Source organism: Azospirillum brasilense, from assembly GCF_007827815.1.
GTDB lineage: Bacteria > Pseudomonadota > Alphaproteobacteria > Azospirillales > Azospirillaceae > Azospirillum > Azospirillum brasilense_C.
Window position 1 is genome coordinate 67,771 of the sequence record NZ_VITH01000007.1, and the last position, 25,994, is coordinate 93,764.

The window sequence follows — 25,994 nt, forward strand, 5'->3', positions numbered from 1 at the left end:
ACACTCCCGGATCAGCCGCGGCCGCGGTAGGTTTGGACGTCCTGCGACGGAATCCACACGCCCTTCGGCGGTTCGCCGGTGGCGTAGAACACGTCGATGGGGATGCCGCCGCGCGGGTACCAATAGCCGCCGATGCGCAGCCACACCGGCTTCAGCTCGTCCACCAGACGCTTGCCGATGCCGACCGTGCAGGCCTCGTGGAAGGCGCCGTGGTTGCGGAAGCTGGTCAGGAACAGCTTGAGCGACTTCGACTCCACCAGCCACTCGCCCGGCACGTAGTCGATGACCAGATGGGCGAAGTCCGGCTGGCCGGTGATCGGGCAGAGCGAGGTGAACTCCGGCGCGGTGAAGCGTACGACGTAGTTCTCACCGGGGTTCGGATTCGGCACGCGCTCCAGCACCGCCTCCTCCGGCGTCTTCGGCTGGACGGTGGCGCCGCCGAGCTGGGTCAGGCCGGCGTAGATGTTCTCAGACATCGGCGGATTCCTTCTTGGCGGGCTTCGCCGGCTTGGCCGGCTTCACCTTCAGGTGGGCCAGCGGGTCTTCGGTGGCCGGGATGTCGCCCTCGTTCAGGCGGGCCTCCAGCGCGCCCGCGACCTCGTCGAAGCGGCCGTCCTCGATGGCCTGCCGAAGCTCGGCCATCAGGTCCTGGTAGTAATGCAGGTTGTGCCAAGTCAGCAGCATCGGCCCCAGCATCTCGCCCGCCTTGAACAGGTGGTGCAGATAGGCGCGGCTGTGGTTGCGGCACGCCGGGCAGCCGCACTCCTCGTCGAGCGGGCGCTCGTCGTGGGCGTGGCGGGCGTTGCGGATGTTGATGGTGCCGCGCCGCACGAAGGCCTGACCGGTGCGGCCCGAGCGGGTGGGCATCACGCAGTCGAACATGTCGACGCCGCGCCGCACCGCACCGATCAGGTCGCTGGGACGGCCGACGCCCATCAGGTAGCGCGGGCGCTCCTTGACCATCAGCGGTTCGGTGAAGTCGAGCACGGTGAACATCGTCTCCTGGCCCTCGCCCACGGCCAGCCCGCCGATGGCGTAGCCGTCAAAGCCGATGTCGGACAGGGCCGCCACGCTCTCCGCCCGTAGGTCGGCGTAGACGCCGCCCTGGACGATGCCGAACAGGCCGTAGCCGGGCCGCTCGACGAAGGCGTCCTTGCTGCGCTTGGCCCAGCGCATCGACAGGCGCATGGAGGAAGCGGCCTGGGCCTCCGTCGCCGGGAAGGGGGTGCACTCGTCCAGGCACATGGTGATGTTGCTGTCCAGCAGATGCTGGATCTGGATCGAGCGTTCCGGCGTCAGATGGTGCTTGCTCCCGTCGAGGTGGGATTTGAAGGTCACCCCCTCCTCGGTCATGGTGCGCAGGTCCGACAGGGACATGACCTGGAAGCCGCCGCTGTCCGTCAGGATCGGCTTGTCCCAGTTCATGAAGCGGTGCAGGCCGCCCAACTGCCCGACGCGCTCCGCCGTGGGGCGCAGCATCAGGTGGTAGGTGTTGCCCAGCAGGATTTCCGCGCCGGTGGACTTGACCGCGTCGCTGGTCATCGCCTTGACGGTGGCGGCGGTGCCCACGGGCATGAAGGCCGGCGTGTTGATGACGCCGTGCGCGGTGGAGACCCGCCCGCGCCGGGCGCGCCCGTCGGTCTTCAGAAGCTCGAACCCGATCCCGGTCATCACACCCTCCGGAGCAGCGACGCGTCGCCGTAGCTGAAGAAACGATAGTTCTGGCCGATGGCGTGCGCGTAGGCCGCCTTCATCCTGTCCATGCCCGCGAAGGCGCAGACCAGCATGAACAGGGTGGAGCGGGGCAGGTGGAAGTTGGTCACCAGAAGGTCCACGATCTTGAAGCGGTAGCCGGGGGTGATGAAGATGTCGGTGTCGCCGCTGAAGGCCCGGATGCTGCGGTCGTCCAACCCCGCCGTCTCCAGGATGCGCAGCGCCGTGGTGCCGACCGAGACGATCCGCCCGCCCGCGGCGCGGGTGGCGTTGATGGCCTCGGCGGTCTCAGGGGAGATTTCGCCCCACTCGCTGTGCATGCGGTGCTCGGCGATGTCGTCCACCTTGACCGGCAGGAAGGTGCCGGCCCCGACATGCAGCGTCACCGGCACGCGGCGGATGCCGCGCGCGTCGAGCGCCGCCAGAAGCTCCGGCGTGAAGTGCAGCCCGGCGGTGGGGGCGGCGACGGCGCCCTCGCGCGCGGCGAAGACGGTCTGGTAGTCCGCCGCGTCCTGCTCGTCCGCCTCGCGCCGGATGTAGGGGGGCAGGGGCATCCGGCCGTGGCGGTGCAGCGCCTCCATCAGCGCCGGCCCGCCCTTGGAGAAGCGCAGGCGCACCTCCATCCCGTCCTTGGCGACGACTTCCGCCGCGAAATCCTCGGCGATGGCGATCACGTCGCCGGGCTTCAGCCGCTTGCCGGGACGGGCGAAGGTCGCCCATTCCCGCTCACCCTCGCGCTTGTGGAGCGTGATCTCCACCCGCACCTCGCCGCGCCGGCCGTCCAGCCGGGCGGGGATGACGCGGGTGTCGTTGACGACCATCAGGTCGCCCGGCTCCAGCAGGGCGGGCAGGTCGCGGACGGTGCGGTCGTGCAGACGCTCCGCCACGTCGAGCAGACGGGCGGCGTCACGCGGCTTGGCCGGATGCTCGGCGATGCGGTCCGGCGGAAGGTCGAAGTCGAAATCGGCGGTCTTCATGGGAGCCGCTCGTATAGACCAAAGCGGTGGGAGGGGGGAAGCATTACGAGTCGGGGTTCATTCGGGCAAAGGAAGGGCCTGGGCGGTCAGGGCGGCGGTCTGGCGGGCGTGCAGGACGTCCACGTCGAAGCCCTGGATCATCTCCTGGAACAGCCGGTACCAGTTCACCTCGGCCTGGAGATGCAGGAAGACGGAGCCCAGCCCGATGGCCGCGCGGTCCATGAAGACGAACTCCCGCGGCACCTCCACCCCGCCGACGCGGCGCAGCTCGGCATGGACCTTGGCGGCGGTCTCGCGGCCGTAATGGCCGGAGTTGGTTTCCTCGATGCGGCGGCTGCGGTCGTCCATGATCGGGGCGTAGACGAAGCGCGCCCAGATGTTCAGAACGTCCACCAGCTCCTTGGTCGGGTTGGCGAAGCCCCAGGTGCGGTAGGCCTCCACCGCCTTGTCCTGGTTGCCGGTCTGCAGCGCGTCGTAGAGATCGATCACCCCCTTCACGAAGCGGGCCGGGAAGACGCGGATGCAGCCGAAATCCAGCAGGTTGATCCCGCGGTCGGGCCGCACCGTGTAGTTCCCCAGATGCGGGTCGCCGTGGATGATGCCGTAGCCGTAGAAGGGCACGTACCAAGCCCGGAACATGTTCATCGCCAGCGCGTCGCGGGCGTCCGGATGGTCCTTGACGAAGTCCAGGATCTTGCGCCCCTCCACCCATTCCAGCGTCAGCAGGCGCCGGGTGGAGAGGTCGGGCACCACCGCCGGCACATGAACGCCGGAGGTGTCGGCCAGCATGGCGCGGTAGAGGCGGGCGTGCTTGGCCTCGCGCTCGTAATCCAGCTCCTCGCGCAGCCGGGCGCCGATCTCCGCCTGGATCTGCTTGGTGGAGATGGCGCTGTCGGTGCGCTCGAAGATGGCGAAGATCAGGCCGAGCTGGCGCAGGTCCGCCTCCACGGCGGAGGCCATGTCCGGATACTGGAGCTTGCAGGCGAGGTTCTGCCCGTTCAGCCCGACGGCCCGGTGCACCTGCCCCAGCGAGGCCGCCGCCGCCGCTGTCTGTTCGAAGTGCCGGAAGCGCTTGTGCCAGGCGGGACCCAACTCGCTTGCCATGCGGCGCTTGACGAAGGGCCAGCCCATCGACGGCGCGTCGGCCTGGAGCTGAGACAGCTCCTGCACATACTCGCGGGGCAGTGCGTCGGGGATGGTGGACAGCAGTTGCGCCACCTTCATCAGCGGACCTTTCAGCCCGCCCAGCGCGGCGCGCAGTTCGGCGGCGTGGCGATCCCGTTCCAGGGGGATGCCCAGCACCCGTTCTCCGGCGAAACGGGCCGCAAGGCCCCCCACGGCGGTCCCGACCCGCGCATACCGCGCGATCCGGCCGCCCAGCCTGTTCTCATCCGTGTTCGGCATGCCGAATAGGTGGGTGCGGCGAGGCCGAAAGGCGAGTCCCCTGGCGTCGCCTCAGGTGGCGGGGCCGATCCGGACCAGGCCCGGCAATCCGCTTCGGGCGGCAACTTCCGCCAGTTTGCGGTCAGCGGTCACCAGTCCCGCGTTCTTCGACCAAGCGAGAGCCAGATAGAGGCAATCGACCAAGGGATGCCGAAGTGTGCCGCTGAGGTCGAGCGCACGCTCCGCCACATCCACCGCCGGAGTCAGCGTCAGCGGGAGTTGGGCGACCAATCCACGCAGGCGGCCCAAGAGCGTGTCGGCATCCGACGTCTCCAAAGTGCCCGTGTGGACGCGTTTGGCGAGCGCCGCAGCCACTTCGATGAGCAGAATATCGGGCGCCAGCAGCGGCCTTTCCTGGGCAAGGAACGCAAGTGCGTCTGAGCTTGCGTCTTCCCTGATGATCCATTTCACGGCGACACTGGCGTCTACGACGACCGCTTGGCCCGCCACGCTCACCGGTCGCGCCATTCACGGATCAGCGGCGTGCTGTCGGGAAGCACACCGTACTTGCGGGCAAGTTCGTCTTGCTCCCGCTGGAGTTCCTCAATGAGCGCCGCACGGCCGGGGCGTGCGGCCTGCGACAGGATGGCACCGACTTCCTCCTCGACCGAGCGTCCGTTGATCGCGGCGCGTTCGGTCAGAGTCGCGTGCAGCGCTTCGTCGATTTCGAGCCTGACGATCTTGCCCATTTCGCTCTCCTGGGGATTGGTGACACTGTAACCCGCTTGCGTGGGATGGCGCCACCGTTCCGCAGGATCACCGGACTCATCCGCTCGGCGCGATGTTCTGGTTCACGCAGAAGAGGTTGCCGGGGTCGTATTTGGCCTTCAGCGTGCGCAGGCGTTCGTAGTTCGGCCCATAGGCGGCCTGGACGCGCTGCTCGTCGTCGGTGACGAAGTTCACATAGACCCCGCCCGTGGCGTAGCGGGCGGTCCGGTCGGAAACGCCGCGCGCCCATTGGATGCAGGCGCTGTCCTCCGGCGGGGTGTTCCAGCGCGCGTGCACGTTCATGACGAAGAGGGCGTCGCGGTGCGGGTAGGCGGTGGCGTCCGCCGGCACGCGGTTGGCCGCCGAGCCGAGCAAACCGACGAAAATCTCGCACTGGTCGGAGGGTAGACGTCCGGCCTCCTCGACGAGCAGGTCGATCAGCCCGTCCTCCAGCCCGGTGAAGTTCTGCGATTTCCAGTAGTTCCGTGCGCCCGGCACCAGGAGCGGGTCGAAGGCCGCCTGCCACGCCGCGTAGGGCATGAGGCCGACATGCTCGCCGACCGGCGTGCCCAGCGACAGCACCGGTTCCAGCGCCTTGCGGGCCGCCGCCTCGTCGTCTCCGGCGCAGATGACGGGCATGACGACCACCTCCTTGCCATGCACGTCCGGCGGCAGGAAGGGCAGGGGCGGCGCCCTGCGCAGCACCATCCAGGCGGTGGCCTCGTCGGGCAGGGCCGCCGTGGCGTCGCGGTAGCGGCGCATCAGGTCGCCGGCCCCGGCGAAGGGATGGACGACCAGCCCGGCGAACACCATCGGTCCCACGGGGTGCAGGCGGAAGGTGAAGGAGGTGACGACGCCGAAGTTGCCGCCGCCGCCGCGGATGGCCCAGAAGAGGTCGGCGTTCTCGTCTGCGCCGGCCCTGAGGAATCGGCCGTCGGCGGTGACCACGTCGGCGGACAGCAGATTGTCCACCGTCAGCCCATACTTGCGGGTCAGCCAGCCGAATCCGCCGCCCAGCGTCAGCCCGGCGATGCCGGTGGTCGAGTTGATGCCGACCGGCACGGCCAGCCCGAAGGCCTGCGTTTCCCGGTCGAGGTCGCCCAGCGTGGCGCCGGGCGCCACCCGCGCCGTCCGGCTGATCGGGTCGACATGGACGAAGCGCAGGGCGCCGAGGTCGATCAGCAGACCGCCGTCGCACAGGGAATTGCCGGCGATGTTGTGACCGCCGCCGCGCACGGAGACCAGCAGCCCGTTCTCCCGCGCGAAGCGCACCGCCTGCATGACGTCGGCGGCGCCGGCGCAGCGGGCGATCAGGCCGGGCCGACGGTCGATCATGGCGTTCCAGATCGTCCGGACCTCGTCATAGCCCGGCGATTGCGGGGTCAGCAGCGGGCCGCGCAGACGGGCGGCAAGATCGTTGACGGCGTCCTCGGAAAGGGTCGCGTCCCGCCGGTCGGCGGTGCGAAGCGTGAAATCGCCCATCAAGCACCTCCCACGTCAAAGCAGCAATTTTCGCGAATATCCGGAGCGGATTGGCGCAACAAGGGTAAATTGTCACCCCTGCACAGGCCATCCGGGAAAGGACTCCCTCCGGTGTTCTTCCGGACGGAGCCACCCCTCAATTCGGTGTTTTTTGCGGCTTTGACGGTGAGGGGCGGTGGATCAGCCGCCCTGGCTGCGAATCCAGGCGGCGGTAGCGCTGTCCATGGTGTTCTTGTGGTTGATGAACCACTCCGGCACGACCTCGGTGAGGTAGCCGCGGACCAGCGCCAGATTGCCGGCGGCCATGCGCTTGGCGATGCCTTCCAGTTCCAGACGGACGCGGTTGTGCTCGTGCACATGGATGGGGGTCGGCGGGAAGCCGTACTGGTGCATCAGCTCCTCCTCGCGGGCCAGATGGTCGCGGAGGTGCTGGGCGAAGGCGGTGAAATGGGCGGGCAGGTCGGCGTCGGGAGCCTTGGCGGCTTCGGCCAGAAGCTCGATGGTTTCCTTGTGGTCGGCGTCGATGATGGCGTTGCCGACTTCCAGGGACGGGCTCCAGGCGGGGATCGAGAGGGTGGGCATGGTGCTCTCCGAAGGGATCGTTGGAGGCCACCATACCCATCCCCCGATTATGGATTCTTGACGTCCGTCAAGAAAACCCGGTCAGGACTGATTTTCCAGCTCGTCAACAAAGCCGCGGATGACGTTCAACCCCTTCTGCCAGAAGGCCGGATCGCTGGCGTCCAGCCCGAAGGGGGCCAGAAGCTCCTGGTGGCGCAGCGTGCCGCCCGCCGACAGCATCGCCAGATACTTCTCCGCGAAGCCCTTCTCCGACTCCTGGTAGACCGCGTAGAGCGAGTTCACCAGGCAGTCGCCGAACGCGTAGGCGTAGACGTAGAAGGGCGAGTGGATGAAGTGCGGGATGTAGGACCAGTAGTTCCGGTAGCCCTCGTCGAAGCGCAGCGCCGGGCCGAGGCTTTCGGTCTGCACCGCCATCCAGATCTCGCCCAGCCGCTCCGCCGTCAGTTCGCCCTCGCGGCGCTCGGTGTGGACGCGGCGCTCGAAGTCGAAGAAGGCGATTTGGCGGACCACCGTGTTCAGCATGTCCTCGACCTTCGAGGCCAGCATGATCTTGCGGCGCTTCGGGTCGGTCTCGCGGTCGAGCAGGGCGCGGAAGGTCAGCATCTCGCCGAACACCGACGCGGTTTCCGCCAGGGTCAGCGGCGTGTCGGACAGCAGGTGCCCCTGGCCGCCGGCCAGGATCTGGTGCACGCCGTGGCCCAGCTCATGCGCGAGCGTCATCACGTCGCGAGTCTTGCCCTGGTAGTTGACCAGCAGATAGGGGTGGACGCTGGGCACCGTGGGGTGGGCGAAGGCGCCCGGCGCCTTGCCGGGGCGCACCGGCGCGTCGATCCAGGCGTTGTCGAAGAAGCGCTTGCCGAGCGCCGCCAGATCCGGCGAGAAGCGGCCATAGGCGCCCAGGACCAGATCGCGCGCCTCGTCCCAGCGGATGCTGCGGTCGGTGTCGTCGGGAAGCGGGGCGTTGCGGTCCCAGTAGTCCAGGTGATCCTGCCCGAACCACTTGGCCTTCATCGCGTAGTAGCGGTGGGACAGCGCCGGGTAGGCGTCCTTCACCGCCGCAGCCAGCGCGTCCACCACCTCGTCCTCGACGCGGTTGGACAGGTTGCGGGCCGACGTGGGCGCCTTGTAGTTGCGCCACTTGTCGTCGATCTCCTTGTCCTTGGCCAGCGTGTTGGTGACCAGGGCGAACAGGCGGATGTTGTCGCCCATCACCCGGCCGATCACCGTCCCGGCCTCCTTGCGGACCTCCGGGCGGCGGTCGGACAGGCGGTTCAACGCCTCCGCGCAGGTCAGCTCCTTGCCGCCGATGGGAAAGCGCAAGGACGCGATCGTCTCGTCGAACAGGCGGTTCCAGGCGGCGCGCCCGACCACATGCTTCTCATGGAGCAGGCGTTCGACCTCGTCGGAGAGCTGGTGCTCACGGAACAGGCGGACGTCGCGCAGCCAGGGGGCGTAGCGGGCGAGATCCTTCGACGCCTTCAGCTTGGCGTCCAGCACCTTGTCCTCCAGCCGGTTGATCTCCAGCGTGAAGAAGACGAGGTGGGTGGAGATGCCGTTCACCCGCTCCTGCGCCGACTGGTAGAACTTGGCGATGGTCGGGTCGGTCATGTTGCCGTTGTAGACCAGCCCGGCGTAGGACATCACCCGCGACAGCACCTCGTCAATGTGTTCGTACTCGCGGATGGCGGCGGCGAAGGCGTTGCCGTCCAGCCCGGCGAGCTTGGTCGCGTATTGTTCATAGAAGTCCTTAGAGGCGCGCTCCATCCGCTCCAGGTCGGCCTTCAGTTCCGCCGACTCCATGCCCGGATAGAGGTCCGTCAGGTCCCAGGAGGGCAGGGCGCCGAGGTCCGGCGCGTCCCCTGCGGCGGCCAGGGCGGTGTCGGGCATGGTGGTCTGGGGAGCGCCAAGGAAATCGCCAATCGGGTGCCGGGTGGCGCTGCGGGTCATCTGTCCCTCCGTTCTGGGCTTTGGCCATTCTGGGCTTTGGCCGTTCTGTGCTTGGAACGGGATATAAGCGCCGCGCGGGTTCGGGGGAAGACTGTGTTGCGGTGCCCGCTCAGGGGGCTTGGCTTTCCTGCGCGCGGCGGATCGCCGCCTCCACGCATTGCAGGTGCAGCTTCTTGCGGGCGAGCTGGCGGGTCCGCCGCTCCTCAAGGTCGGTGGTCGGCATCGCCTCGATGGCGCAGCCGCGCCAGCCGTTGGCGTCGAGCGCGCGGGCGACCTCCGCATAACCGAAATAGCCCTTGTCCGGCTGCTCCCATGGGGCGCGGAAGTCGGCGCGGCGCAGGACGAAGCGGTTGGACTGGCTGGACCCGCCGAGACTGGTCAGCCGGGCCACGATCAGCCGCTCGCCGTTGGTGTGGACGACGGTTAGGATCGGGCGGATGCCGAAGACGGGCGGGTCGCTGCTCATGGGACCATCCATAGCGCTCCGGTCCCCAATAGGCCAGAGACAAGGCCGTCGGACAGGGGGAAGGGGGACGGACAGGAGGTCGCGCTCTGCGAAAAATGAACGCAGCCATACGCAAGTATGCCCTGGGGTGGAATGTATAAAAATTAGCGGTTCACAAGTGATTGTTGCGCGCTTTCTATAAGGCTGGTGAGATGATTTGCTTTCGCGTGAATCGGAGCTCCGGCGAGTAAAGGGGAATACGGCAATGACATTGTTGGTGCGCTTACGAAAGCCGGTTCTCGCGGCATTCTTTGTTCTGTCGTGGCTTCTCCCCGTCGCCGCGGCGCCGGTTCAACCCACCCCTGTCGAATTGCCCGCCGGCAGCTACAACGCGCAGGGCACCGCCCTGTCGGCCCTGGTCTATGTGCCGGACAGCGCGCGGGCGCGGGGCAAGGCGCCGCTGCTGGTCCTGCTGCACGGCTGCGAGCAGGACGCCCGGACCTTCTTCGAGGATTCGGGCTGGAAGGACATGGCCGACGCCCATGGCTTCGTCGCCCTGCTGCCGGCGCAGAAGCACAACCTGTTCTCCATGGTGGGGACGGGAGGGCTCGGGCGCTACGGCAACCCGCTCGGCTGCTTCAACTTCGCCGACCGGCTGAACAGCCCGCTGAAGGGCTTCGTGCCGAGCGAGGCGGCGGCCATCGCCTCAATGGTCGGTGCCGTCGTCTCCGGCAAGGGGCTGGGCGCCAACGGCCCGGTGGTGGACGCGGACCGGGTGTCCGTCACCGGCCTGTCGGCGGGGGCAGGGATGGCGGCGACCTTGCTAGCCGATTATTTCCAGCTCTTCGCCGGCGGGGCGCTGTTCGCGGGCGTGCCGGTGATGTGCGCGCAGAGCATGCAGTCGGCCGCGTCGCTTTGCGGCATCTCCGTGTCGCGCGGTTGCGCCGAGGTCAAGGCGCGCTCCGGCGGTTACGACAACAGCGAATGGAAGAAGGCGGTGCAGCGCGCCCAGCACCCCGCCGGGCGTCCGCGCGTGCTGATCGTCCAGGGAACGGCGGACTGCACCGTGGACCCGCAGAACGCCCTCTATCTGACCAACCAATGGACGGCCTTCCATGGTTTGAAGACGGACGCTCCCGTGGTCATCGGGCAGGAACCCTCCTGGCCGGACCGCGCCGTGCGGCAGGGCTTCGCCCCGGCGGGAGCCAACACCCTGTGGGTCGAGACGGTGCTTCTGAAGGATGTCGGCCACGTCATGCCCATCGACACGCACAACGCGCAACGCCCCTGTGGGCGGGTGCGGGTGTCGGACACGAAGACCTACATCGAGGACGTCGGCTTCTGCGGCGCGGCGCTGGCCGCCGAGTTCCTGCAACTGGAACAGTAACACCCGCTTGAGGGGCGGCGAGGGAGCCCAGCACTCACCAAAGTGGTGCGACAGCCCGCCGCACCTTCCGGAATGCCGTTTGCCAAACGATGCGGATCTGACGCAGATTGGGGCCGCTGCGTGAACGTTCATTGCGCGGCTGCGGAGAAACGCGAACCAAACAAAATATAAGGGACGCCCCCCATGAGCCAAAGCTCGGCCGATCGCTACAACCAGATCCACGCCCGTTCCCTGTCCGATCCCGACGGATTTTGGGGCGAGGCGGCGGAAGACATCACCTGGATCAAGCGTTGGGACAAGGTGCTGGACGACAGCAACGCGCCCTTCTACCGCTGGTTCACCGGCGGCGTCCTGAACACCTGCTACAACGCCGTCGACCGCCATGTGGAGGCCGGACGCGGCGCCCAGGCGGCGATCATCTACGACAGCCCGGTCACAAAGACCGTGCAGACCATCACCTACGCCGAACTTCAGGATCAGGTCGCCCGCTTCGCCGGCGCGCTGCGCGCCCAGGGCGTGGAGAAGGGCGACCGCGTCATCCTGTACATGCCGATGATCCCGCAGTCGCTGGTCGCCATGCTGGCCTGCGCGCGTCTCGGCGCGGTGCATTCGGTGGTGTTCGGCGGCTTCGCCCCGCACGAGCTGGCGACCCGCATCAACGACTCCCGGCCGAAGGCCATCGTCTCGGCCTCCTGCGGCATCGAGCCGAACCGCGTCGTCAAGTACAAGCCGATGCTCGACGCCGCCATCGAGCAGGCGGAGCACAAGCCGTCCAGCGTCATCGTCTTCCAGCGCCCACAGGAGACCGCGACCCTGGTCGAGGGCCGCGATGTGGATTGGGCGGAGGCCGTCGCCAAGGCCGAACCGGCGGACTGCGTGCCGGTGGCCGCGACCGACCCGCTCTACATCCTCTACACCTCGGGCACCACGGGCCAGCCGAAGGGCGTCATCCGCGACAACGGCGGCCACGCCGTGGCGCTGAAGTGGACGATGAAGAACATCTACAACGTCGAGCCGGGCGAGGTGTACTGGGCGGCGTCGGACGTGGGCTGGGTGGTCGGCCACTCCTACATCGTCTACGGCCCGCTGCTGCACGGCTGCACCACCGTTGTGTTCGAGGGCAAGCCGGTGGGCACGCCGGACGCCGGCACCTTCTGGCGGGTGATCGAGCAGCACAAGATTGGCACGCTGTTCACCGCCCCGACCGCCTTCCGCGCTATCAAGCGCGAGGACCCCAACGCCGAATTGCTGAAGAAGTACGACCTGTCGCACTTCCGCGCCCTGTTCCTGGCCGGCGAGCGCTCGGACCCCGACACGCTGCATTGGGCCGAGGACAATCTGAACGTTCCGGTCATCGACCATTGGTGGCAGACCGAGACCGGCTGGGCGATCTCCGGCAACCCGCTGGGCGTGCAGCTCTTCCCGATCAAGTACGGCTCCGCCACCCGCCCCATGCCGGGCTGGGACGTGCAGATCCTGAACGCCGAGAACAAGGAGGTGCCGCGCGGCGACATCGGCGCTATCTGCGTGAAGCTGCCTCTGCCTCCGGGCACGCTGCCGACGCTGTGGAACGCCGATGACCGCTACCGGAAGTCCTACCTGTCCGACTATCCCGGCTACTACCAGACCGGCGACGCGGGCTTCATCGACGACGACGGCTACGTCTACATCATGGCCCGCACCGACGACATCATCAACGTCGCCGGCCACCGCCTGTCCACCGGCGGCATGGAGGAGGTTCTGGCCAGCCACAAGGACGTGGCGGAATGCGCGGTGATCGGCGTCGCCGACGACCTGAAGGGACAGGTGCCGCTGGGCTTCCTCTGCCTGAAGGCCGGCGTGACCCGCCCGCACGAGGAGATCGTGAAGGAGGTGGTGCAGCTTGTGCGCGAGCAGATCGGCCCGGTTGCTGACTTCAAGCGCGCCGTGGTGGTGGAGCGCCTGCCGAAGACCCGCTCCGGCAAGATCCTGCGCGGCACCATGCAGAAGATCGCCGACAACCAGGACTACAAGACCCCGGCGACCATCGACGATCCGGGCATCCTGCCGGAGATCGCCGAGGCGCTGCAGTCGCTCGGCTACGCCAAGACGCATCAGGCCGGTTGACCGGTTCCGCGTTCGAAGCCCCTTCCCCGGCATGGCCCGGGGGAGGGGTTTCCTTTGTCGGCTAAGCCTTGACCAGCGCGGTCAGGGACTCGTCCAGCTCGTCCAGCCGGGCCTGTTCGGCCTCCAACTCGGCCAGGGCGCGGCGGGCGTTGGCGATGTCGAGGTCGAGCTGGTCGCGGCGGCGCCGGATCAGTTCCTCCAGCGGCGTCAGCTCCTCCACCGCCAGCGCCTGCGCGATGGCCGCGTTGCTGCCGCCGCCCAGCGCCAGCCGCAGCATGCGCGTGGTCGGGCGGATGCCCTGGGCCTCCAGATGGCGGGCGGTGACCAGGATTTCGATGGTGTCGTGATGGCGTGCCATGGCCCCGCCCTGATGACGCAGTGCGGTGGATTGTGCCAAGCCGCGCACCGGTTTCGAGGGCTTATCCGCGCGCAGCGGCGATATGCCACAAGCCGGCGTTCCAACGGAGACGGTTTTCGGCCTCGCCACCTTTCCGCCGAATTTTTGCTGCACGGGCATCAAAGTCTGGAATAAACGATGAGCGGGGGGCGTTCATCCTGGCGTACCGGGTCCTTGCGAGGGGGCTCGGCCCTGGGAGGGCGCGCCACCCGTTCCTACCTGAAGGAGTGCCATGATCCGCCACCCGGCGGTCCGTGGAGCCTTCGAGGCAACAATCGGGTGCGCGGTTGAGCACGTTCGGGGTCGAGCTGGAAGTCCACATTGCGTCGCTGCGCCGCTACGCGCGCGCGCTGCTGCGCAACCGTTCGGATGCCGAGGATCTGGTGCAGGAGGCGTTGACGCGTGCGGTGGCGCGCGCCGACACCTTCAAGGCGGGGACGAACCTGCGGGCGTGGCTTTTCACCATCCTGCACAACGTCCATGTCAATCAGGTCCGCTCCAAAGCGTCGCGGCCCGACGAGGTCGATGTGGACAGCGTCGAGTCGAAGCTGGTGACCCCGGCCCGGCAGGAGGAACGTGTGGAGTTGCGCGAGATGATGCGCGCGCTCGACGACCTGCCGGAGGAACAGCGCAAGGTGCTGCTCCTCGTCGCGCTGGAGGGCCTGAAATACGAAGAGGTCGCCGAGACGCTCGGCGTGCCGATCGGGACCGTCATGTCGCGCCTCTCGCGGGCGCGCGAGGCGGTCAGGGCGAAGCTGGCGAACGAGGGCTCGGTGGCTCTCAGGCGGGTGAAGTGATGAACGCGCATTGCGTAACGGACGACGAACTGCACGCCTATGTGGATGGGCAACTGGCTCCGGAACGCCGGCTCTTCGTGGAGCGATGGCTGGCCGACGACCCGGACGCCGCCCGCCGGGCGGAGGATTACCGCGCCCAGGCCGCGTTGCTGCACGAACTCTTCGACCCCGTGCTGCGCGAGCCGGCCAGCGGCCCGGTCGAGGAGCTGACGGGCAAGCTGCGCGGGCGCATGCCCGGCAACGACAACGCCGCCCCCTGGCACGCCCGCCACTGGGTGCGCATGGCCGCGGCGGTGATGCTGATCGTCGGCGGGGCCGGCGGCGGCTGGCTGGGCCGCGGCGCCGTCGACCAGTCGCCGGTCGTCCAGCAGCGCCAGACGCTCCAGACCTTCGCCGAGGAGGCCACCCAGGCCCACCGCTTCTACACCTCCGACGAGCGCTTCCAGGTCGAGCTTGGCGCCGACAACCAGGACGAGCTGAACAGCTGGCTGTCCAAGCGCGTCGGGCGCGACGTGTTCGGCCCGGACCTCGGCGGGGTCGGGCTGCGGCTGATCGGCGGGCGGTCGCTGCCCACCGAGTTGGGGGCCGGCGCCCAGTACATGTACGTGAACGAGGCGAACAAGCGCGTCACCCTGTTCGTCGGCGCCCCGCGCTCCGGCAACCCGGCGAAGTTCGGCTTCTCGCAGAACGGCGACGTGGCGACCATCTACTGGGTGGAGGGGCCGCTGGCCTATGCGCTGGCCGGCCGGATGTCCAAGGAGGACCTGCTGCGCGTCGCCGAGGCCGTCTACAACGACGTCAAGGCCGGCCCGCGCCGCCCCGAGCCACAATCCCAGCAGAACCCGCAGCCCCAACAGCAACAGCAGCAGGAGCAGCAGCCCCAGCCGCAGCAGGACCAGCCGCCGGCCGGCGTCCAGCCGATCAGCGACACGCACAAGCCGAAGGACAGCTGAGGTCGGAACGGAACCGTTGTGCCAGGGGCTCCCACCGCCCCTCGCACGTCCTGTCGGGATGATGCGACCCTTTATCATGTGACGTTGAGATAGCCTTCCGCCTTTCGTTTCCCGGTTTACTCTTGTCCCGCCGCCGCTCCACAATGCGCCGGTGACGGCGCGGAACGGGGCATGCGGGACTGGTACTTCATCGGCGACAGCCACGTGCAAGCCTTCGAGGTCGCCGCAACGCTGCGTCTGCTCAACCGTCCGGCGCGCTGTCTGCCAGTCCCCGGAGCGACCTCGGTCGGCCTGCGCAACCCGGAGAGCCAGACCCACGCGGTCGCTCTCTTCAAGGAGGCGCTGCTCCCCGCCCAGGCGGACGCCATTCCTGTGATCCAACTCGGCGAGGTCGATTGCGGGTTCGTCATCTGGTGGCGGGCGCAGAGGCACGGTGATTGCGTCGAGCGGCAGTTGGAGGACTCGGTGGCCGCCTGCGCCGCCTTCGTGGATGATCTGCTGGAGGGCGGCTATCCCACGCTGGTGCTGACCGGGGCGGTGCTGCCGACCATCCGCGACGGCGAGACAAGGGGCAAGGTCGCCCGCGCCCGGCATGAGGTCACCGCCACGCTGCGCCAGCGCACCGAGCTGACCCACCGCTACAACGCCCGCCTGCGCAACGAGGCGGCGGCGCGCGGGCTGCCCTTTGTCGACATCACGCCGCGCATCACCGACCCGGACAGCGGGCTGGTCGCCGAGGCGTTCCGCAGCCCGAATCCCGGCGACCACCACCTCCACCCCATCCGCGCCGCCGAAGTCTGGGCGGAGGCGCTGAACGCGCTGGACCTGCCGTCATGACCGACGCGATGGACTTTCTCCGCGCGGGCGCCGCCGCGCTTCAGCGGGGCGACCGGGCCGGCGCGGAACGCCGGGTCGTCCGTGCGCTGGCGCTGGTCCCCGGCCATGGCGAGGCCTGGAACATCCTGGGCGTTCTGGCCGTCTCCGCCGGCGACCCCGCCGGAGGGGAGGCGCGCTTCCGCAGGGCGTCGGCCTGCGCGCCCGACAACCCCGCCTACGCGCGCAGCCAGGCGGAATGCCTCAAGCGACAGGGGCGGGCGGACCGGGCGTCGGCCCTGCTGGCCGGTGCCGTGCGCCGCGCCGTGCTGTCGCCGGATCTTGCCTGCGATCTCGGCGATTTGCGGCTGGGCGCGCGGGATGGGGCGGCGGCGGTGGCGCTCTACCGGCTGGCGCTGGCGCTCGCCCCCGGCCACGCCCGCAGCCTGAACAATCTTGCGGAGGCGCTGGGCACGGCGGAACGGCCGGAGGCGGCGGCCGAGGCCTTCGCCCGGCTGGCGGTGCTGCGCGGCACGGCCGCCGCCTGGGGGGCGGCGGGGGCGGCGCTGCTGGCGGCGTGGCGGCAGGACGAGGCGCGCGCTGCGCTGCGCCGGGCGGCAGCGCTCGACCCGTCCGCGGCCGAGCCCTGGGCCAACCTGGGCTTCGCCGGGCTGGGCCGGCACGCGGTCGCCCTGGCCGAGGCCGCCTTCGAGCGCGCCTTGCGTCTGGCGCCGGGGATGGACACGGCGCGGGCAGGGCGGGGAACGCTGCGGATGCTCACCGGGCGCCTGCGCGCCGGGGCGGCGGATTACGAGGCGCGGTTGAGCCTGCCCGCCTTCGCGCCGTCGCGCTCCTACAGCCGGCCGGTCTGGGACGGTCGGGTCCGGCCGGGCCGGACGCTGCTGATCCACGCCGACCGCGGCCATGGCGACGCCATCCAGTTCATCCGCTACGCCCCGCTGCTGCGGGCGCAGGGGATGCGCGTGGTCTTCCACGGGCCGGAGGGGCTGCTCGCCCTGTTCCGCGCGTCGGAGCTGGTGGACGAGCTGTCCGGGATCGACGGGCCGCCGCCGGCCCACGACGTCCATATCCCCATCATGAGCCTGATCCATCGCATGGGCACCGACCTGGACAGTGTGCCCGCCGCCGTTCCCTATCTGCGGGCGCCCGGCGCGGCGGCGCGGCGGTGGGCGGACCGGCTGGCCGGGCTGCGCGGGGTGAAGGCGGGGCTGGTCTGGCACGGTTCGGTCGCCTTTCCCTACCACCGCCAGCGCTCGCCGGGGTTCGAGGCGGTGCGGCCGCTGACCGGTATCCCCGGCGTGACGGCGGTCCTGCTCCAGGTCGGGCACGGGCGTTCGGAACTGGAGCGCTGCCCCCCGTTCGGACCGGTCCTGGACCTGGGAGCGGAACTGCGCGATTTCGCCGACACCGCCGCGGCCATCCAGGCGCTGGACATCGTCATCAGCCCCTGCACCGCCGTGGCCCACCTCGCCGGAGCGCTGGGGAAACCGGTGGCGGTGCTGCTCGACCAGGGGGCGGAATGGCGCTGGATGCACGGGCGGACGGATTCGCCCTGGTACCCGACGGCCCGTCTCTACCGCCAATCCGTGTTCGGCAACTGGACGGAGCCGGTGGACCGGCTGCGCCGCGATCTGACTAAAGCGGGCTTTCCTTGGAGGATCCGGTCTGCTTAGACGCACTCCCTCCAAAAATATTCTGCATTTGCTTCATGGTGGGTGTTTCGTTGATTGAAACGGTTTTCTTTTCGGAACTCCATTGTTCCAGATAAATTTTCTTTTCAAATTCCTCAATTGGAATGCCGCTGCTCGTCACTTCACAGGGAACCGGTGCTGGATCCTTTTCCGAGCGGAGTTCATTGTACGGCATATTTGTTTCTTTGTTGAAGCGATGCACAACAAAGGATTTTCTTCTGACAGAGGTTCGGCATACCGCCCATCTGATCTCGATCAGCCGGCCTTTCCACTTGTCCACGGCATAGGCAAGAATTGCACTGAGTGGAACGATGCAGTCCGGACGGGCCTGAATCAAGTAGGTGTCGGTATCCCAAGGCCCTTCCAGAAAAGCCTGAGCGCGCATCTCGCACTCCAAGGAAATGGAGTCGCACGAATAATGCTCGCAGAGCGGAGTGGTCACCACCCCCGTGGGCAGAGGGGATGTGAAGGCGCCCTTGAGGATCGCGGATGAAAAATCTTTCCCCACCGAGTTTCCCTGGCATCCGTACCAAGTGAGGGCCACTTTCTCCGGCACGTTGCACAAGAGATTTTCGTCGCACCGCCCGTGGCCGCCAATGAATATTATGATCATCTCCGTCTCCTTCGCCTTGCTCCATGATGACGGGCCATGATGGTGATTCGTGAACTTGGGCGTTCACGTGTCAGGCGACGGGCAACCTTAACCAAGGAGGTCCGGACATGGGTGGTCCGGACATGGGTGGTCCAGACAGGGGCGGCACGGCATGGCTTTTCGCCCGCACGCGCGATGGATGTGCACGCTCCACCAAAAGCGGTCGGCTCTTGGTGGAGCGTGCAGGAGCAGCTTGCGCGCAGGTGCGGCAGCCCTACGGCAGCGGCTCTTGATCCTGACCTTTCAAAATCAAGAGCTTCTGCGGTTGCCAACCGTCGGCGCGGATATCGGCGATCATCATCAATGACGGTCGATATCACGCCGCGGCCGATATTACTCAGCCGCCAACGGCTGCGGGGCGGCGGGCTGGCGGAAGCCATCGAGCAGGGCGGCCTCCTTCGCCTTGGCCGCCGCGACGTTGCGGGCCTTCACCGGGCCGTAGCCGCGCATTTCCTGCGGCAGGCGGGCGATCTCCACCGCCATGGCGTGGTTGTCGCGGGTCAGGCCGTGCAGGATTTCGCCCATAATCGCTTCGTACTCCGCGATCAGGCGGCGCTCCATGCGGCGCTCGGCCAGCCAGCCGAACGGGTCGAGCGGGCTGCCGCGCAGGCGCTTGCCTTTGGCGAGCAGGCGCAGGGCTTTCAGCATCCACGGGCCGAAGCGCTTCTTCTTCGGCTCGCCGCCGTCCTCGCCGCTCTCGCCCATCACCGGCGGGGCCATGTGGAAGACCAGCTTGTAGTCGCCCTCGAACATGCGCCCGACCTGTTCGACGAAACCGGTGTCGGTGTAGAGCCGGGCCACCTCATACTCGTCCTTGTAGGCGAGCAGCTTGAAATAGCCCTTGGCGACAGCCTCGGTCAGGGCGGTGGAGCCGGGGAGCCTCTGCCCCTCGACGCGCCGCGTCCAGTCGACCAGCGCGTGGTAGCGGCTGGCGTAGGCCGCGTCCTGATAGTCGGTCAGGAAGGCGGTGCGGCGGGCGATGGTTTCGTCCAGGCTGGCCGAGGGGCGGCGCTGGTCGAGGATGAACAGGTCATGAGATGCCGCCTGCTCCTGCGGCGGGTTGGCGGCGGCTTCCACCGCGGCCAGATCGACGGCGGCGCGGCGGCCCCAGTTGAAGGCGTCGGTGTTCATCTTGACCGCCACGCCGTTCAGCTCGATCGCCTTCAGGATGGCCTCGGCGGTGATCGGGATCAGACCCTTCTGCCACGCGTAGCCCATCAGGAAGGGGTTGGTGGCGATGCTGTCGCCCATCAGCGCGGTTGCCAGTTTGGTCGCGTCGAAGGCGTTCACCGCACCCTCGCCGCAGGCCTTGCGGATGTCGGCCACCAGATCGCGCACCGGCACCGCGAAATCCGGCTTCTTCAGGAAGTCCACGGTGATGGTGTCGTGGGTGTTGATGACCGCGCGGGTGTGGCCGTGCGCCATCTTCGACAGGGCGTCGCCCGCCCCGGCGACGATCAGGTCGCAGCCCACCACCGCGTCGGCCCCGCCCGCCGCGATGCGGACGGAATGGATGTCCTCCGGCGTGGCGGCGATGCGGATGTGGCTGGTCACCGCGCCGCCCTTCTGGGCGAGGCCGGTCATGTCGAGCACGCCGACGCCCTTGCCCTCGATGTGGGCGGCCATGCCGAGCAGGGCGCCGATGGTCACCACGCCGGTGCCGCCGACGCCGGTGACGTAGATGCCCCAGGGCCGGTCGAGCGCGGGCAGGGTCGGGGTGCGCAGGTCCGACGCGTCGGCTCCGGCCTTGGCGGCACCCGTCTTCGATTCGACCGGTTTCGGCTTGCGGAGCTGCCCGCCCTCCACCGTCACGAAGCTGGGGCAGAAGCCCTTGGTGCAGGAATAGTCCTTGTTACAGCTCGACTGGTCGATCTGACGCTTGCGCCCGAACTCGGTCTCCAGCGGCACCACCGACACGCAGGAGGATTTGGCGGAACAGTCGCCGCAGCCCTCGCAGACCAGCTCGTTGATGATCACGCGCTTGGCCGGGTCGACCATCTTGCCGCGCTTGCGGCGGCGGCGCTTCTCGGTGGCGCAGGTCTGGTCGTAGATCAGGACGCTGACGCCGGAGACCTCGCGCATCTCCTTCTGCACGCGGTCCAGGTCGTCGCGGTGCTCGACGTTGGTGTACTGGGGCAGGCCGTCGCCGATGCCGTACTTCTCCGGTTCGTCGGACACGACGACGATGCGGCCCACGCCCTCGGCGCGGAGCTGGTTGGCGAGCGACTGGACGGTCAGCGTGCCGTCCACCGGCTGGCCGCCGGTCATCGCCACGGCGTCGTTGAACAGGATCTTGTAGGTGATGTTGGCCTTCGCCGCGATGGACTGGCGGATGGCCAGGATGCCGGAGTGGTAGTAGGTGCCGTCGCCGAGGTTGGCGAAAATGTGCTTCTCCTCGGTGAAGGGCGCCTGACCGACCCAGGGCACGCCCTCGCCGCCCATCTGGGTGAAGGTGTCGGTCTTGCGGTCCAGCCACGTCGCCATGTAGTGGCAGCCGATGCCGCCCAGCGCGCGGCTGCCCTCCGGCACATGGGTGGAGGTGTTGTGCGGACAGCCGGAGCAGAAGGTCGGCTTGCGGATGACGCGGGCCTGATGGGCCTTCTGCTTTTCCTGGGCGTCCAGGAAGGCGACGCGGCGCTTCAGGTTCTCGTTGTCGACGAAGCGCTCCAGCCGGCGCCCGATGACCACGGCGATCTGCGCGGGCGACAGCTCACCGGCGGAGGGGAGGATCCACTCGCCGTGCTCGTCGAACTTGCCGACCACCTTCGGGCGGACGTCGGGGTGCCAGTTGTAGAGCTGCTCCTTGAGCTGGTTCTCGATGACCGCGCGCTTCTCCTCGACCACGACGATCTCGTCGAGCCCCTCGGCGAAGTGGCGCACGCCGTCGCGCTCCAGCGGCCAGGGCATGCCGACCTTGTAGACGGTGAGGCCCCAGTCGGCGGCCATCGCCTCGGTGATTCCCAGCTCGTCGAAGGCCTGCCGGACGTCCAGATAGCTCTTGCCGGTGGTGACGATGCCGAAGCGCGGTCGGGGGGAGGACACCATCACCTTGTCCAGCCGGTTGGCACGCGCGAACGCCAGGGCGGCGTACAGCTTGTGCTTCATCAGCCGGTATTCCTGCTCCAGCGGCGGGTCGGGCCAGCGGATGTTCAGGCCGCCCGGCGGCATCGCGAAGTCGGCGGGGACGATCGGGCTGACGCGGTGCGGGTCGATGGTCACCGAGGCCGAGGTGTCCACCGTCTCGGCGATCGTCTTCATGGCGATCCAGCAGCCGGAATACCGGCTCATCGCCCAGCCGATCAGGCCGTAATCCAGGATCTCCTGCACGCCCGACGGGTTCAGCACGGGAATCATCGCGTGCATGAAGGCGTGTTCGGACTGGTGCGGGAAGGTGGAGGACTTGGCGTTGTGGTCGTCGCCGGTCAGCACCAGCACGCCGCCGTTGCGCGAGGTGCCGGCGGCGTTGGCGTGCTTGAACACGTCGCCCGACCGGTCGACGCCCGGACCCTTGCCGTACCACATGGAATAGACGCCGTCGTACTTGGCGCCGGGGAACATGCCGACCTGCTGGCTGCCCCAGACGGCGGTGGCGCCCAGCTCCTCGTTCACGCCGGGCTGGAAGCGGATGTGGTTCTTCTCCAGGAACTTGCGCGCGTTCCACAAATTCTGGTCGAAGCCGCCCAAGGGCGATCCGCGGTACCCCGAAATGAAACAGGCGGTGTTCAACCCGGCGGCAAGATCGCGCTGGCGCTGCATCATCGGAAGGCGCACCAGCGCCTGGGTTCCCGTCAGGTACACGCGCCCCTGTTCAAGCGCGTACTTGTCGTCAAGGGTCACGGTTGCGAGAGCCATTGTTCCATCCCCTTTGTGGCGCCCTGAAAAGCGCTGTTCGGGGCGCGTTCGCCGCGCCGCTTCTTGTGTTTGTTCGACAAGCAAAAAGGTAACGAAGGCTGTCTTATTCGGCAACCGGTGCCGGACCCCCTCCTGCAAAAAGCAAGGAACGGTCCGGCGCTCGCAGCGCTGTGAAACGGACGGGCGGGAATCGCCCTCCAGCGGGACATTCCCGCTCGCGTTCCAATGCGTTTGACCGCTGCCCCCCACCCCGGCCCTCCCCCGCTTCGCAGGGGAGGGTGCCTTCCGCGAAGCGGTGTCCGTTCCCTCCCCTGCGAAGCGGGGGAGGGTTAGGGAGGGGGCTCTTTACCCGATATGGGGCGTCTTCAGACCGGCGGGAGGGGAGAATGACCGGAGGAGGGGCCAGCCTCGCCCCCGTGGTCCGGCGCACCGAAGGCGCCATCCGGCCACAGGCTGGGGCCGGTGCCGTCGCGCAGGCTGAGGCTGCGCACCATGGCGCGCAGGGCGCCGATCATCACGCGCAGGGCGGCGGTGGACTCCGTCCCGCCGCCGATGCTGACCGTCCAGCGCAGGGCGTCCATGTGGGCCTGCACCGCCTCCTGGAAGCTTTCTCCGTCATGGTCCACCCAGGTGATGCAGGTGGACAGCGACGCGACGATGGCGGTGGCCGCGGCGTTGCCGGCGGCGGCCAGCTGCAGGTCGGACACCGCGTGGCGCAGCCGCGTGCCCAGCGCGTCGGGGTTGGCCAATGCCCTTTCCATCCGGTCGAGCGCCAGCACCAGACGGACCATCTTCGGGTCGGTGGAGCGCAGCGGACCTGTTCCCGCTGTGGACGGGCCGGGCAGGCGCGGCGGCGGCGGGGGGAGGCGCAGCGGGGCGGGGACGGAGGAGATCGCCGGGCGGGTCGGCGCCGCGTGCGAAGGGGAGGGCGTGTTGCTGTTCGTCGGCTTGGCGGCGCCCGCCTCGGCTTGGGAGCGGCCACCCCGGCGTGGGTTGGTCAGCACGGTTTCGATGCGCCGGGCGATGGTGCTGGCGGAGGCCGGCTTGGCGAGGACGGTGTCCGCTCCGGCGTCCCAGGCGGCGCGCACGGTGGCGACGTCGGCGTTGGCGGTCAGCACGATGATCGGCAAGTCGGGGCTGAGGCAACTGGCCGAGCCGCGCACCCAGCGGACGAGCTGTCCGCCGCCCACCGGTTCCATCACCCAGTCGGTGACCATCAGGTCATAGGGCTCGCGGCGCATCAGCTCCATCGCCTCCCGCCCGTTGGCGGCCGGGGCGACCTGACCGACCCCCCAATGTTCCAGCATATCCCGCAGCGCCCGCAGCAGCAGCGGGTTGTTCTCGACGACCAGGATCTTCAGGTGGGTCGGGTAGCGGCGCGGCATGTCGGGTCCGAAGGTTCGGGAACGAAGCGTTACCGAATATCCGAACGCCGCCCTGGGATTTCAGGACGCGGAGACGTGTTAGCGCCAAACGGCGCGCGACCGGGGGAGCCTTTTCGCCTCATGGAGTGCGCCTGGTCTTCGGCTCCCCCGTCCGGGGACTTGGTCGAGGTCCGGGGTGCCTCTAGCGGACCAATGCAAGATCCTTCAGGACAGCCACCTCGTGGGCCTGCTCGTCCAGGCGGGCCTTCACGGCGTCGCCGATGGAGATCACCCCGGCAAGGTCGCCCGCGTCGTTGCACACCGGCACATGGCGGTGGCGACGCAGGGTCATCATCTGCATCAGGTCCTTGATCGTATCCTCCGGCCGGCAGGTCTTGACCTGACGGGTCATCAGATCCTCCACCGGCATGTCCAGCGCATCGGCGCCATGCATCGCCACGGCGCGGACGATGTCGCGCTCCGACAGGATGCCGGCCAGCCGGCCCCGGCGGTCGCACACCACCAGGGCGCCGATGCGCCGCTCGGTCAGCGTGCGGGCGGCGGTCCGGATGGATTCGGACGGCAGGATCGATGCGACGTTATGGCCTTTGCGGTTCAGAACCTCGGAAACGACGGTCATGTCCACCCTCCCTCTTTGGGGTTGGCGAATCGGCGGGGTCCGATTCGGAATGAGCCTGGAGCGGCCGGCGGTTCCGGCAAGGGCTTGGCGGTCCGGATTGGAAAATCGGTTTTGCCGTCTCGACGGGGCCGCTATGCATGAATGCGTGGCAACCGCCGGGTGGCGGGGGAAAGGGAGCGCGCGCATGACCACCGAGCAGAGGGTTCTTCGCCTGTCCATCGCCGTCACGGTGCTGCTGGCGGGCGCCGGAATCCTGTTCGGCCTGCTGTCGGGCTCCTTCGCCATCGTCTTCGACGGCATCTATGCGCTGGTGGACGCCAGCATGACGATGGTGACGCTGCTGGTGTCGAACCTGATCACCGCCTCGACCGCCACCTTGAGCACCGGCGGACCGCGCCGCGGCAAGCTGGCCGAGCGTTTCACCATGGGCTTCTGGCATCTCGAACCCATGGTCCTCGGGCTGAACGCCACCCTGTTGATGGGGGCGGCGATCTACGCGCTCATCAACGCCGTGGGCAGCCTGATGACCGGCGGCCGCGACCTGGCCTTCGACCACGCGATCGCCTACGCGGCGGTGACGGTTCTCGTCGCGGCCGGCATGGCGGTCTTCGCGACGCGGGCGAACCGGACGGTCCGCTCCGATTTCCTGGCGCTTGACGCGAAGGCCTGGATCATGTCGGCGGCGCTCACCGCGGCGCTGCTCGTTGCCTTCGTGTTCGGGTATCTGATCCAGGGCACCCGGCTTCACTGGATGTCGCCCTACATCGACCCGGCGGCGCTGGCCCTGGTCTGTCTGGTGGTCATCCCGATCCCGGTCGGCACGATGCGGCGGGCGCTGGCCGATGTCCTGCTGGTCACGCCCGCCGACCTCAAACGGCACGTCGATGCTGTCGCGTCGGACATTGTGCAGCGCCATGGCCTCGCCTCCTACCGCGCCTATGTCGCGCGGGTGGGGCGGGGGCGGCAGATCGAGCTGTTCTTCATCGTCCCGCGCGGCTGGCCGCCGCGCACGCTGGAGGAGTGGGACAAAATCCGCGACGAGGTGGGTGCCGCGATCGGCGGCGAAGGCCCTGACCGCTGGCTCACCATCGTCTTCACCAGCGATCCGGAATGGGCGGAGTGATGACCGGTCCTGTGGACGGTCCGGTTCGTGTATATTAGAGTGTCCTTGATAAACGGTGCGCGTGGCGCGGGCGGAGGGTGACGGAATGGCCGGCAATTGCTGTGGAGGCTCCTGTGGGGGCGGCGGGGGCGGCGGTCGTCCGAATGGCGGGCGGCAGGCTGATTATCGCCGCACCCTGCGCATGGCTCTGCTCGTCAACGGGCTGATGGCCGCCGTCGCTCTGGGCGCGGGGCTGGAGACGCAGTCCATGGCCTTGCGGGCGAGCGCGCTGGATTTCCTGGCGGTCGCGACGACCCACGGCGTCGGCCTGTGGATGATGGGCCGGGGGCTGGAGTCCCGCGGCTGGGCGACGCTGGCGAGAGGGCTGCTGCTGGCCGTCCTCGGTCTGGCGTTGGTGGCCGTCACGGCGTGGAGCGCCTACGCCGGAACCGTTCCCGACGCGCCGGTGATGAGCCTCGTCGCGCTTCTCGGGATGGGGGCGAGCCTGTCGGTCGCGGTCCTGCTGTTCGCTGGACGGCGCGGCGGAGTGACGCTGCGCGCGGTCTGGCTGTGCGCCCGCAACGGCCTGCTGACCAACGCCGCCGTGATGATGGCGGCGGCGGGCGCCTGGACGATGGGGCAGGGCTGGCCGGACCATCTGGTCGCCGCGGTCATCACCGCCACGGTGCTGTCCGCCGCGGCTACGGCGCTGCGGCAGGCGGTCAGTGAACTCCGCGCGTGGCACGCGCCCGCCGACCCGACCGGACTGGGCAAGGGGGCTTGACAGGGCCGCATCCCTGTGGCGAACTCGACGCCATGATTTTCGTTGCGCCCTCCCTGTCGCGTCGTTGGTGGTGGCCCGTCTAACCGGGCCGGCCAGCCGACGCGCGTGAGCGCACACAGTATCGAAAGGCCGCCCGGA

At 68.5% G+C, this 25,994-nt stretch carries 22 protein-coding genes and 1 pseudogene; 8 read left to right on the plus strand and 15 right to left on the minus strand.

Annotated elements, in window-relative coordinates; translation table 11 throughout:
* Nucleotides 1-11: 11 nt before the first annotated feature.
* The 10 genes from queF to FBZ83_RS15490 form a co-directional block, all read right to left on the minus strand.
* Entirely contained in the window at nucleotides 12-476 is a 465-nt protein-coding gene (queF, locus tag FBZ83_RS15445) for a preQ(1) synthase (protein ID WP_035672604.1), read from the minus strand.
* Nucleotides 469-1,671, minus strand: coding sequence for a tRNA guanosine(34) transglycosylase Tgt (gene tgt, locus FBZ83_RS15450; protein ID WP_145684454.1), 1,203 nt, complete (start codon nucleotides 1,669-1,671; stop codon nucleotides 469-471). The genes queF and tgt overlap by 8 nt, the downstream gene beginning before the upstream one ends.
* Entirely contained in the window at nucleotides 1,671-2,690 is a 1,020-nt protein-coding gene (queA, locus tag FBZ83_RS15455) for a tRNA preQ1(34) S-adenosylmethionine ribosyltransferase-isomerase QueA (protein ID WP_145684456.1), read from the minus strand. The genes tgt and queA overlap by 1 nt, the downstream gene beginning before the upstream one ends.
* A 57-nt stretch (nucleotides 2,691-2,747) precedes the next feature.
* A complete protein-coding gene (locus FBZ83_RS15460; RefSeq protein ID WP_145684458.1) occupies nucleotides 2,748-4,094 on the minus strand; it encodes an ABC1 kinase family protein in 1,347 nt (448 codons plus the stop codon).
* A gap of 51 nt (nucleotides 4,095-4,145) precedes the next feature.
* On the minus strand, nucleotides 4,146-4,601 hold the full coding sequence (locus FBZ83_RS15465; RefSeq protein ID WP_145684461.1) for a type II toxin-antitoxin system VapC family toxin: 456 nt from the start codon (nucleotides 4,599-4,601) through the stop codon (nucleotides 4,146-4,148).
* Nucleotides 4,586-4,822, minus strand: a complete 237-nt coding sequence (locus tag FBZ83_RS15470; RefSeq protein WP_145679522.1) for a FitA-like ribbon-helix-helix domain-containing protein — start codon at nucleotides 4,820-4,822, stop codon at nucleotides 4,586-4,588. Before FBZ83_RS15470 ends, FBZ83_RS15465 begins: the two co-directional genes overlap by 16 nt.
* A 76-nt stretch (nucleotides 4,823-4,898) precedes the next feature.
* Entirely contained in the window at nucleotides 4,899-6,323 is a 1,425-nt protein-coding gene (locus FBZ83_RS15475) for an FAD-binding oxidoreductase (protein ID WP_145684465.1), read from the minus strand.
* A gap of 180 nt (nucleotides 6,324-6,503) precedes the next feature.
* Nucleotides 6,504-6,905 (minus strand): bacteriohemerythrin, encoded by a 402-nt coding sequence (locus FBZ83_RS15480; protein ID WP_145684467.1) that lies wholly within the window; start codon nucleotides 6,903-6,905, stop codon nucleotides 6,504-6,506.
* Nucleotides 6,906-6,986: 81 nt separating this feature from the next.
* Nucleotides 6,987-8,792, minus strand: coding sequence for a M3 family oligoendopeptidase (locus FBZ83_RS15485; RefSeq protein ID WP_145685991.1), 1,806 nt, complete (start codon nucleotides 8,790-8,792; stop codon nucleotides 6,987-6,989).
* 169 nt (nucleotides 8,793-8,961) lie between these two features.
* Nucleotides 8,962-9,318 (minus strand): hypothetical protein, encoded by a 357-nt coding sequence (locus FBZ83_RS15490; protein ID WP_145684471.1) that lies wholly within the window; start codon nucleotides 9,316-9,318, stop codon nucleotides 8,962-8,964.
* A 256-nt stretch (nucleotides 9,319-9,574) separates the two neighbouring features.
* On the opposite strand from FBZ83_RS15490, the gene FBZ83_RS15495 reads away from it, so the two are divergent.
* Nucleotides 9,575-10,684: an extracellular catalytic domain type 1 short-chain-length polyhydroxyalkanoate depolymerase gene (locus FBZ83_RS15495; protein WP_186466097.1), complete on the plus strand. Its 1,110-nt coding sequence runs from the start codon at nucleotides 9,575-9,577 to the stop codon at nucleotides 10,682-10,684.
* 183 nt (nucleotides 10,685-10,867) lie between these two features.
* Nucleotides 10,868-12,790, plus strand: a complete 1,923-nt coding sequence (locus FBZ83_RS15500; RefSeq protein ID WP_145684477.1) for a propionyl-CoA synthetase — start codon at nucleotides 10,868-10,870, stop codon at nucleotides 12,788-12,790.
* 61 nt (nucleotides 12,791-12,851) lie between these two features.
* On the opposite strand, the gene FBZ83_RS15505 is transcribed toward FBZ83_RS15500, so the two are convergent.
* On the minus strand, nucleotides 12,852-13,148 hold the full coding sequence (locus FBZ83_RS15505; protein WP_145684479.1) for a DNA-binding protein: 297 nt from the start codon (nucleotides 13,146-13,148) through the stop codon (nucleotides 12,852-12,854).
* 326 nt (nucleotides 13,149-13,474) lie between these two features.
* On the opposite strand from FBZ83_RS15505, the gene FBZ83_RS15510 reads away from it, so the two are divergent.
* From FBZ83_RS15510 to FBZ83_RS15525, 4 genes are all read left to right on the plus strand, one after another.
* Nucleotides 13,475-13,984 carry a sigma-70 family RNA polymerase sigma factor gene (locus FBZ83_RS15510; RefSeq protein WP_014239953.1) on the plus strand — a complete coding sequence of 170 codons (510 nt, stop codon included), beginning with the start codon at nucleotides 13,475-13,477 and terminating at the stop codon, nucleotides 13,982-13,984.
* Nucleotides 13,984-14,937, plus strand: a complete 954-nt coding sequence (locus FBZ83_RS15515; protein ID WP_186466098.1) for an anti-sigma factor family protein — start codon at nucleotides 13,984-13,986, stop codon at nucleotides 14,935-14,937. The genes FBZ83_RS15510 and FBZ83_RS15515 overlap by 1 nt, the downstream gene beginning before the upstream one ends.
* 171 nt (nucleotides 14,938-15,108) lie before the next feature.
* Nucleotides 15,109-15,774 carry an SGNH/GDSL hydrolase family protein gene (locus tag FBZ83_RS15520; protein WP_145684481.1) on the plus strand — a complete coding sequence of 222 codons (666 nt, stop codon included), beginning with the start codon at nucleotides 15,109-15,111 and terminating at the stop codon, nucleotides 15,772-15,774.
* Nucleotides 15,771-17,444 (plus strand): tetratricopeptide repeat protein, encoded by a 1,674-nt coding sequence (locus FBZ83_RS15525; protein ID WP_145684483.1) that lies wholly within the window; start codon nucleotides 15,771-15,773, stop codon nucleotides 17,442-17,444. Before FBZ83_RS15520 ends, FBZ83_RS15525 begins: the two co-directional genes overlap by 4 nt.
* Here FBZ83_RS15525 and FBZ83_RS15530 read toward each other — a convergent pair.
* The 4 genes and pseudogenes from FBZ83_RS15530 to FBZ83_RS15550 all read right to left on the minus strand — a co-directional run bounded on the left by FBZ83_RS15530 (nucleotide 17,407) and on the right by FBZ83_RS15550 (nucleotide 23,970).
* The gene (locus FBZ83_RS15530) at nucleotides 17,407-18,075 is read right to left on the minus strand and encodes a hypothetical protein (protein WP_145684485.1); all 669 of its coding nucleotides are present in this window, start codon (nucleotides 18,073-18,075) and stop codon (nucleotides 17,407-17,409) included. The two genes, FBZ83_RS15525 and FBZ83_RS15530, sit on opposite strands and share 38 nt — an antisense overlap.
* 372 nt (nucleotides 18,076-18,447) lie before the next feature.
* A pseudogene (locus tag FBZ83_RS15535) lies at nucleotides 18,448-21,969 on the minus strand (indolepyruvate ferredoxin oxidoreductase family protein); the annotation flags it as partial.
* 362 nt (nucleotides 21,970-22,331) lie between these two features.
* Nucleotides 22,332-23,351: a response regulator gene (locus FBZ83_RS15545; protein ID WP_145684490.1), complete on the minus strand. Its 1,020-nt coding sequence runs from the start codon at nucleotides 23,349-23,351 to the stop codon at nucleotides 22,332-22,334.
* 181 nt (nucleotides 23,352-23,532) lie between these two features.
* Nucleotides 23,533-23,970 (minus strand): CBS domain-containing protein, encoded by a 438-nt coding sequence (locus tag FBZ83_RS15550; RefSeq protein ID WP_145679512.1) that lies wholly within the window; start codon nucleotides 23,968-23,970, stop codon nucleotides 23,533-23,535.
* 184 nt (nucleotides 23,971-24,154) lie between these two features.
* Here FBZ83_RS15550 and FBZ83_RS15555 point away from each other — a divergent pair, with 184 nt between their 5' ends.
* Complete coding sequence (locus FBZ83_RS15555) at nucleotides 24,155-25,093, plus strand: cation diffusion facilitator family transporter (RefSeq protein WP_145684492.1); 939 nt, start codon at nucleotides 24,155-24,157, stop codon at nucleotides 25,091-25,093.
* Nucleotides 25,094-25,274: 181 nt separating this feature from the next.
* Nucleotides 25,275-25,856, plus strand: coding sequence for a cation transporter (locus FBZ83_RS15560; RefSeq protein WP_145684494.1), 582 nt, complete (start codon nucleotides 25,275-25,277; stop codon nucleotides 25,854-25,856).
* Nucleotides 25,857-25,994: the final 138 nt, after the last annotated feature.

Coding starts and splice junctions, on each gene's coding strand:
- queF (WP_035672604.1), bottom strand. CDS start 476: ATGTCTGAGAACATCTACGCCGGCCTGACCCAGCTCGGCGGCGCCACC.
- tgt (WP_145684454.1), bottom strand. CDS start 1,671: ATGACCGGGATCGGGTTCGAGCTTCTGAAGACCGACGGGCGCGCCCGG.
- queA (WP_145684456.1), bottom strand. CDS start 2,690: ATGAAGACCGCCGATTTCGACTTCGACCTTCCGCCGGACCGCATCGCC.
- FBZ83_RS15460 (WP_145684458.1), bottom strand. CDS start 4,094: ATGCCGAACACGGATGAGAACAGGCTGGGCGGCCGGATCGCGCGGTAT.
- FBZ83_RS15465 (WP_145684461.1), bottom strand. CDS start 4,601: ATGGCGCGACCGGTGAGCGTGGCGGGCCAAGCGGTCGTCGTAGACGCC.
- FBZ83_RS15470 (WP_145679522.1), bottom strand. CDS start 4,822: ATGGGCAAGATCGTCAGGCTCGAAATCGACGAAGCGCTGCACGCGACT.
- FBZ83_RS15475 (WP_145684465.1), bottom strand. CDS start 6,323: ATGGGCGATTTCACGCTTCGCACCGCCGACCGGCGGGACGCGACCCTT.
- FBZ83_RS15480 (WP_145684467.1), bottom strand. CDS start 6,905: ATGCCCACCCTCTCGATCCCCGCCTGGAGCCCGTCCCTGGAAGTCGGC.
- FBZ83_RS15485 (WP_145685991.1), bottom strand. CDS start 8,792: ATGCCCGACACCGCCCTGGCCGCCGCAGGGGACGCGCCGGACCTCGGC.
- FBZ83_RS15490 (WP_145684471.1), bottom strand. CDS start 9,318: ATGAGCAGCGACCCGCCCGTCTTCGGCATCCGCCCGATCCTAACCGTC.
- FBZ83_RS15500 (WP_145684477.1), top strand. CDS start 10,868: ATGAGCCAAAGCTCGGCCGATCGCTACAACCAGATCCACGCCCGTTCC.
- FBZ83_RS15505 (WP_145684479.1), bottom strand. CDS start 13,148: ATGGCACGCCATCACGACACCATCGAAATCCTGGTCACCGCCCGCCAT.
- FBZ83_RS15515 (WP_186466098.1), top strand. CDS start 13,984: ATGAACGCGCATTGCGTAACGGACGACGAACTGCACGCCTATGTGGAT.
- FBZ83_RS15520 (WP_145684481.1), top strand. CDS start 15,109: ATGCGGGACTGGTACTTCATCGGCGACAGCCACGTGCAAGCCTTCGAG.
- FBZ83_RS15525 (WP_145684483.1), top strand. CDS start 15,771: ATGACCGACGCGATGGACTTTCTCCGCGCGGGCGCCGCCGCGCTTCAG.
- FBZ83_RS15530 (WP_145684485.1), bottom strand. CDS start 18,075: ATGATCATAATATTCATTGGCGGCCACGGGCGGTGCGACGAAAATCTC.
- FBZ83_RS15545 (WP_145684490.1), bottom strand. CDS start 23,351: ATGCCGCGCCGCTACCCGACCCACCTGAAGATCCTGGTCGTCGAGAAC.
- FBZ83_RS15550 (WP_145679512.1), bottom strand. CDS start 23,970: ATGACCGTCGTTTCCGAGGTTCTGAACCGCAAAGGCCATAACGTCGCA.
- FBZ83_RS15555 (WP_145684492.1), top strand. CDS start 24,155: ATGACCACCGAGCAGAGGGTTCTTCGCCTGTCCATCGCCGTCACGGTG.
- FBZ83_RS15560 (WP_145684494.1), top strand. CDS start 25,275: ATGGCTCTGCTCGTCAACGGGCTGATGGCCGCCGTCGCTCTGGGCGCG.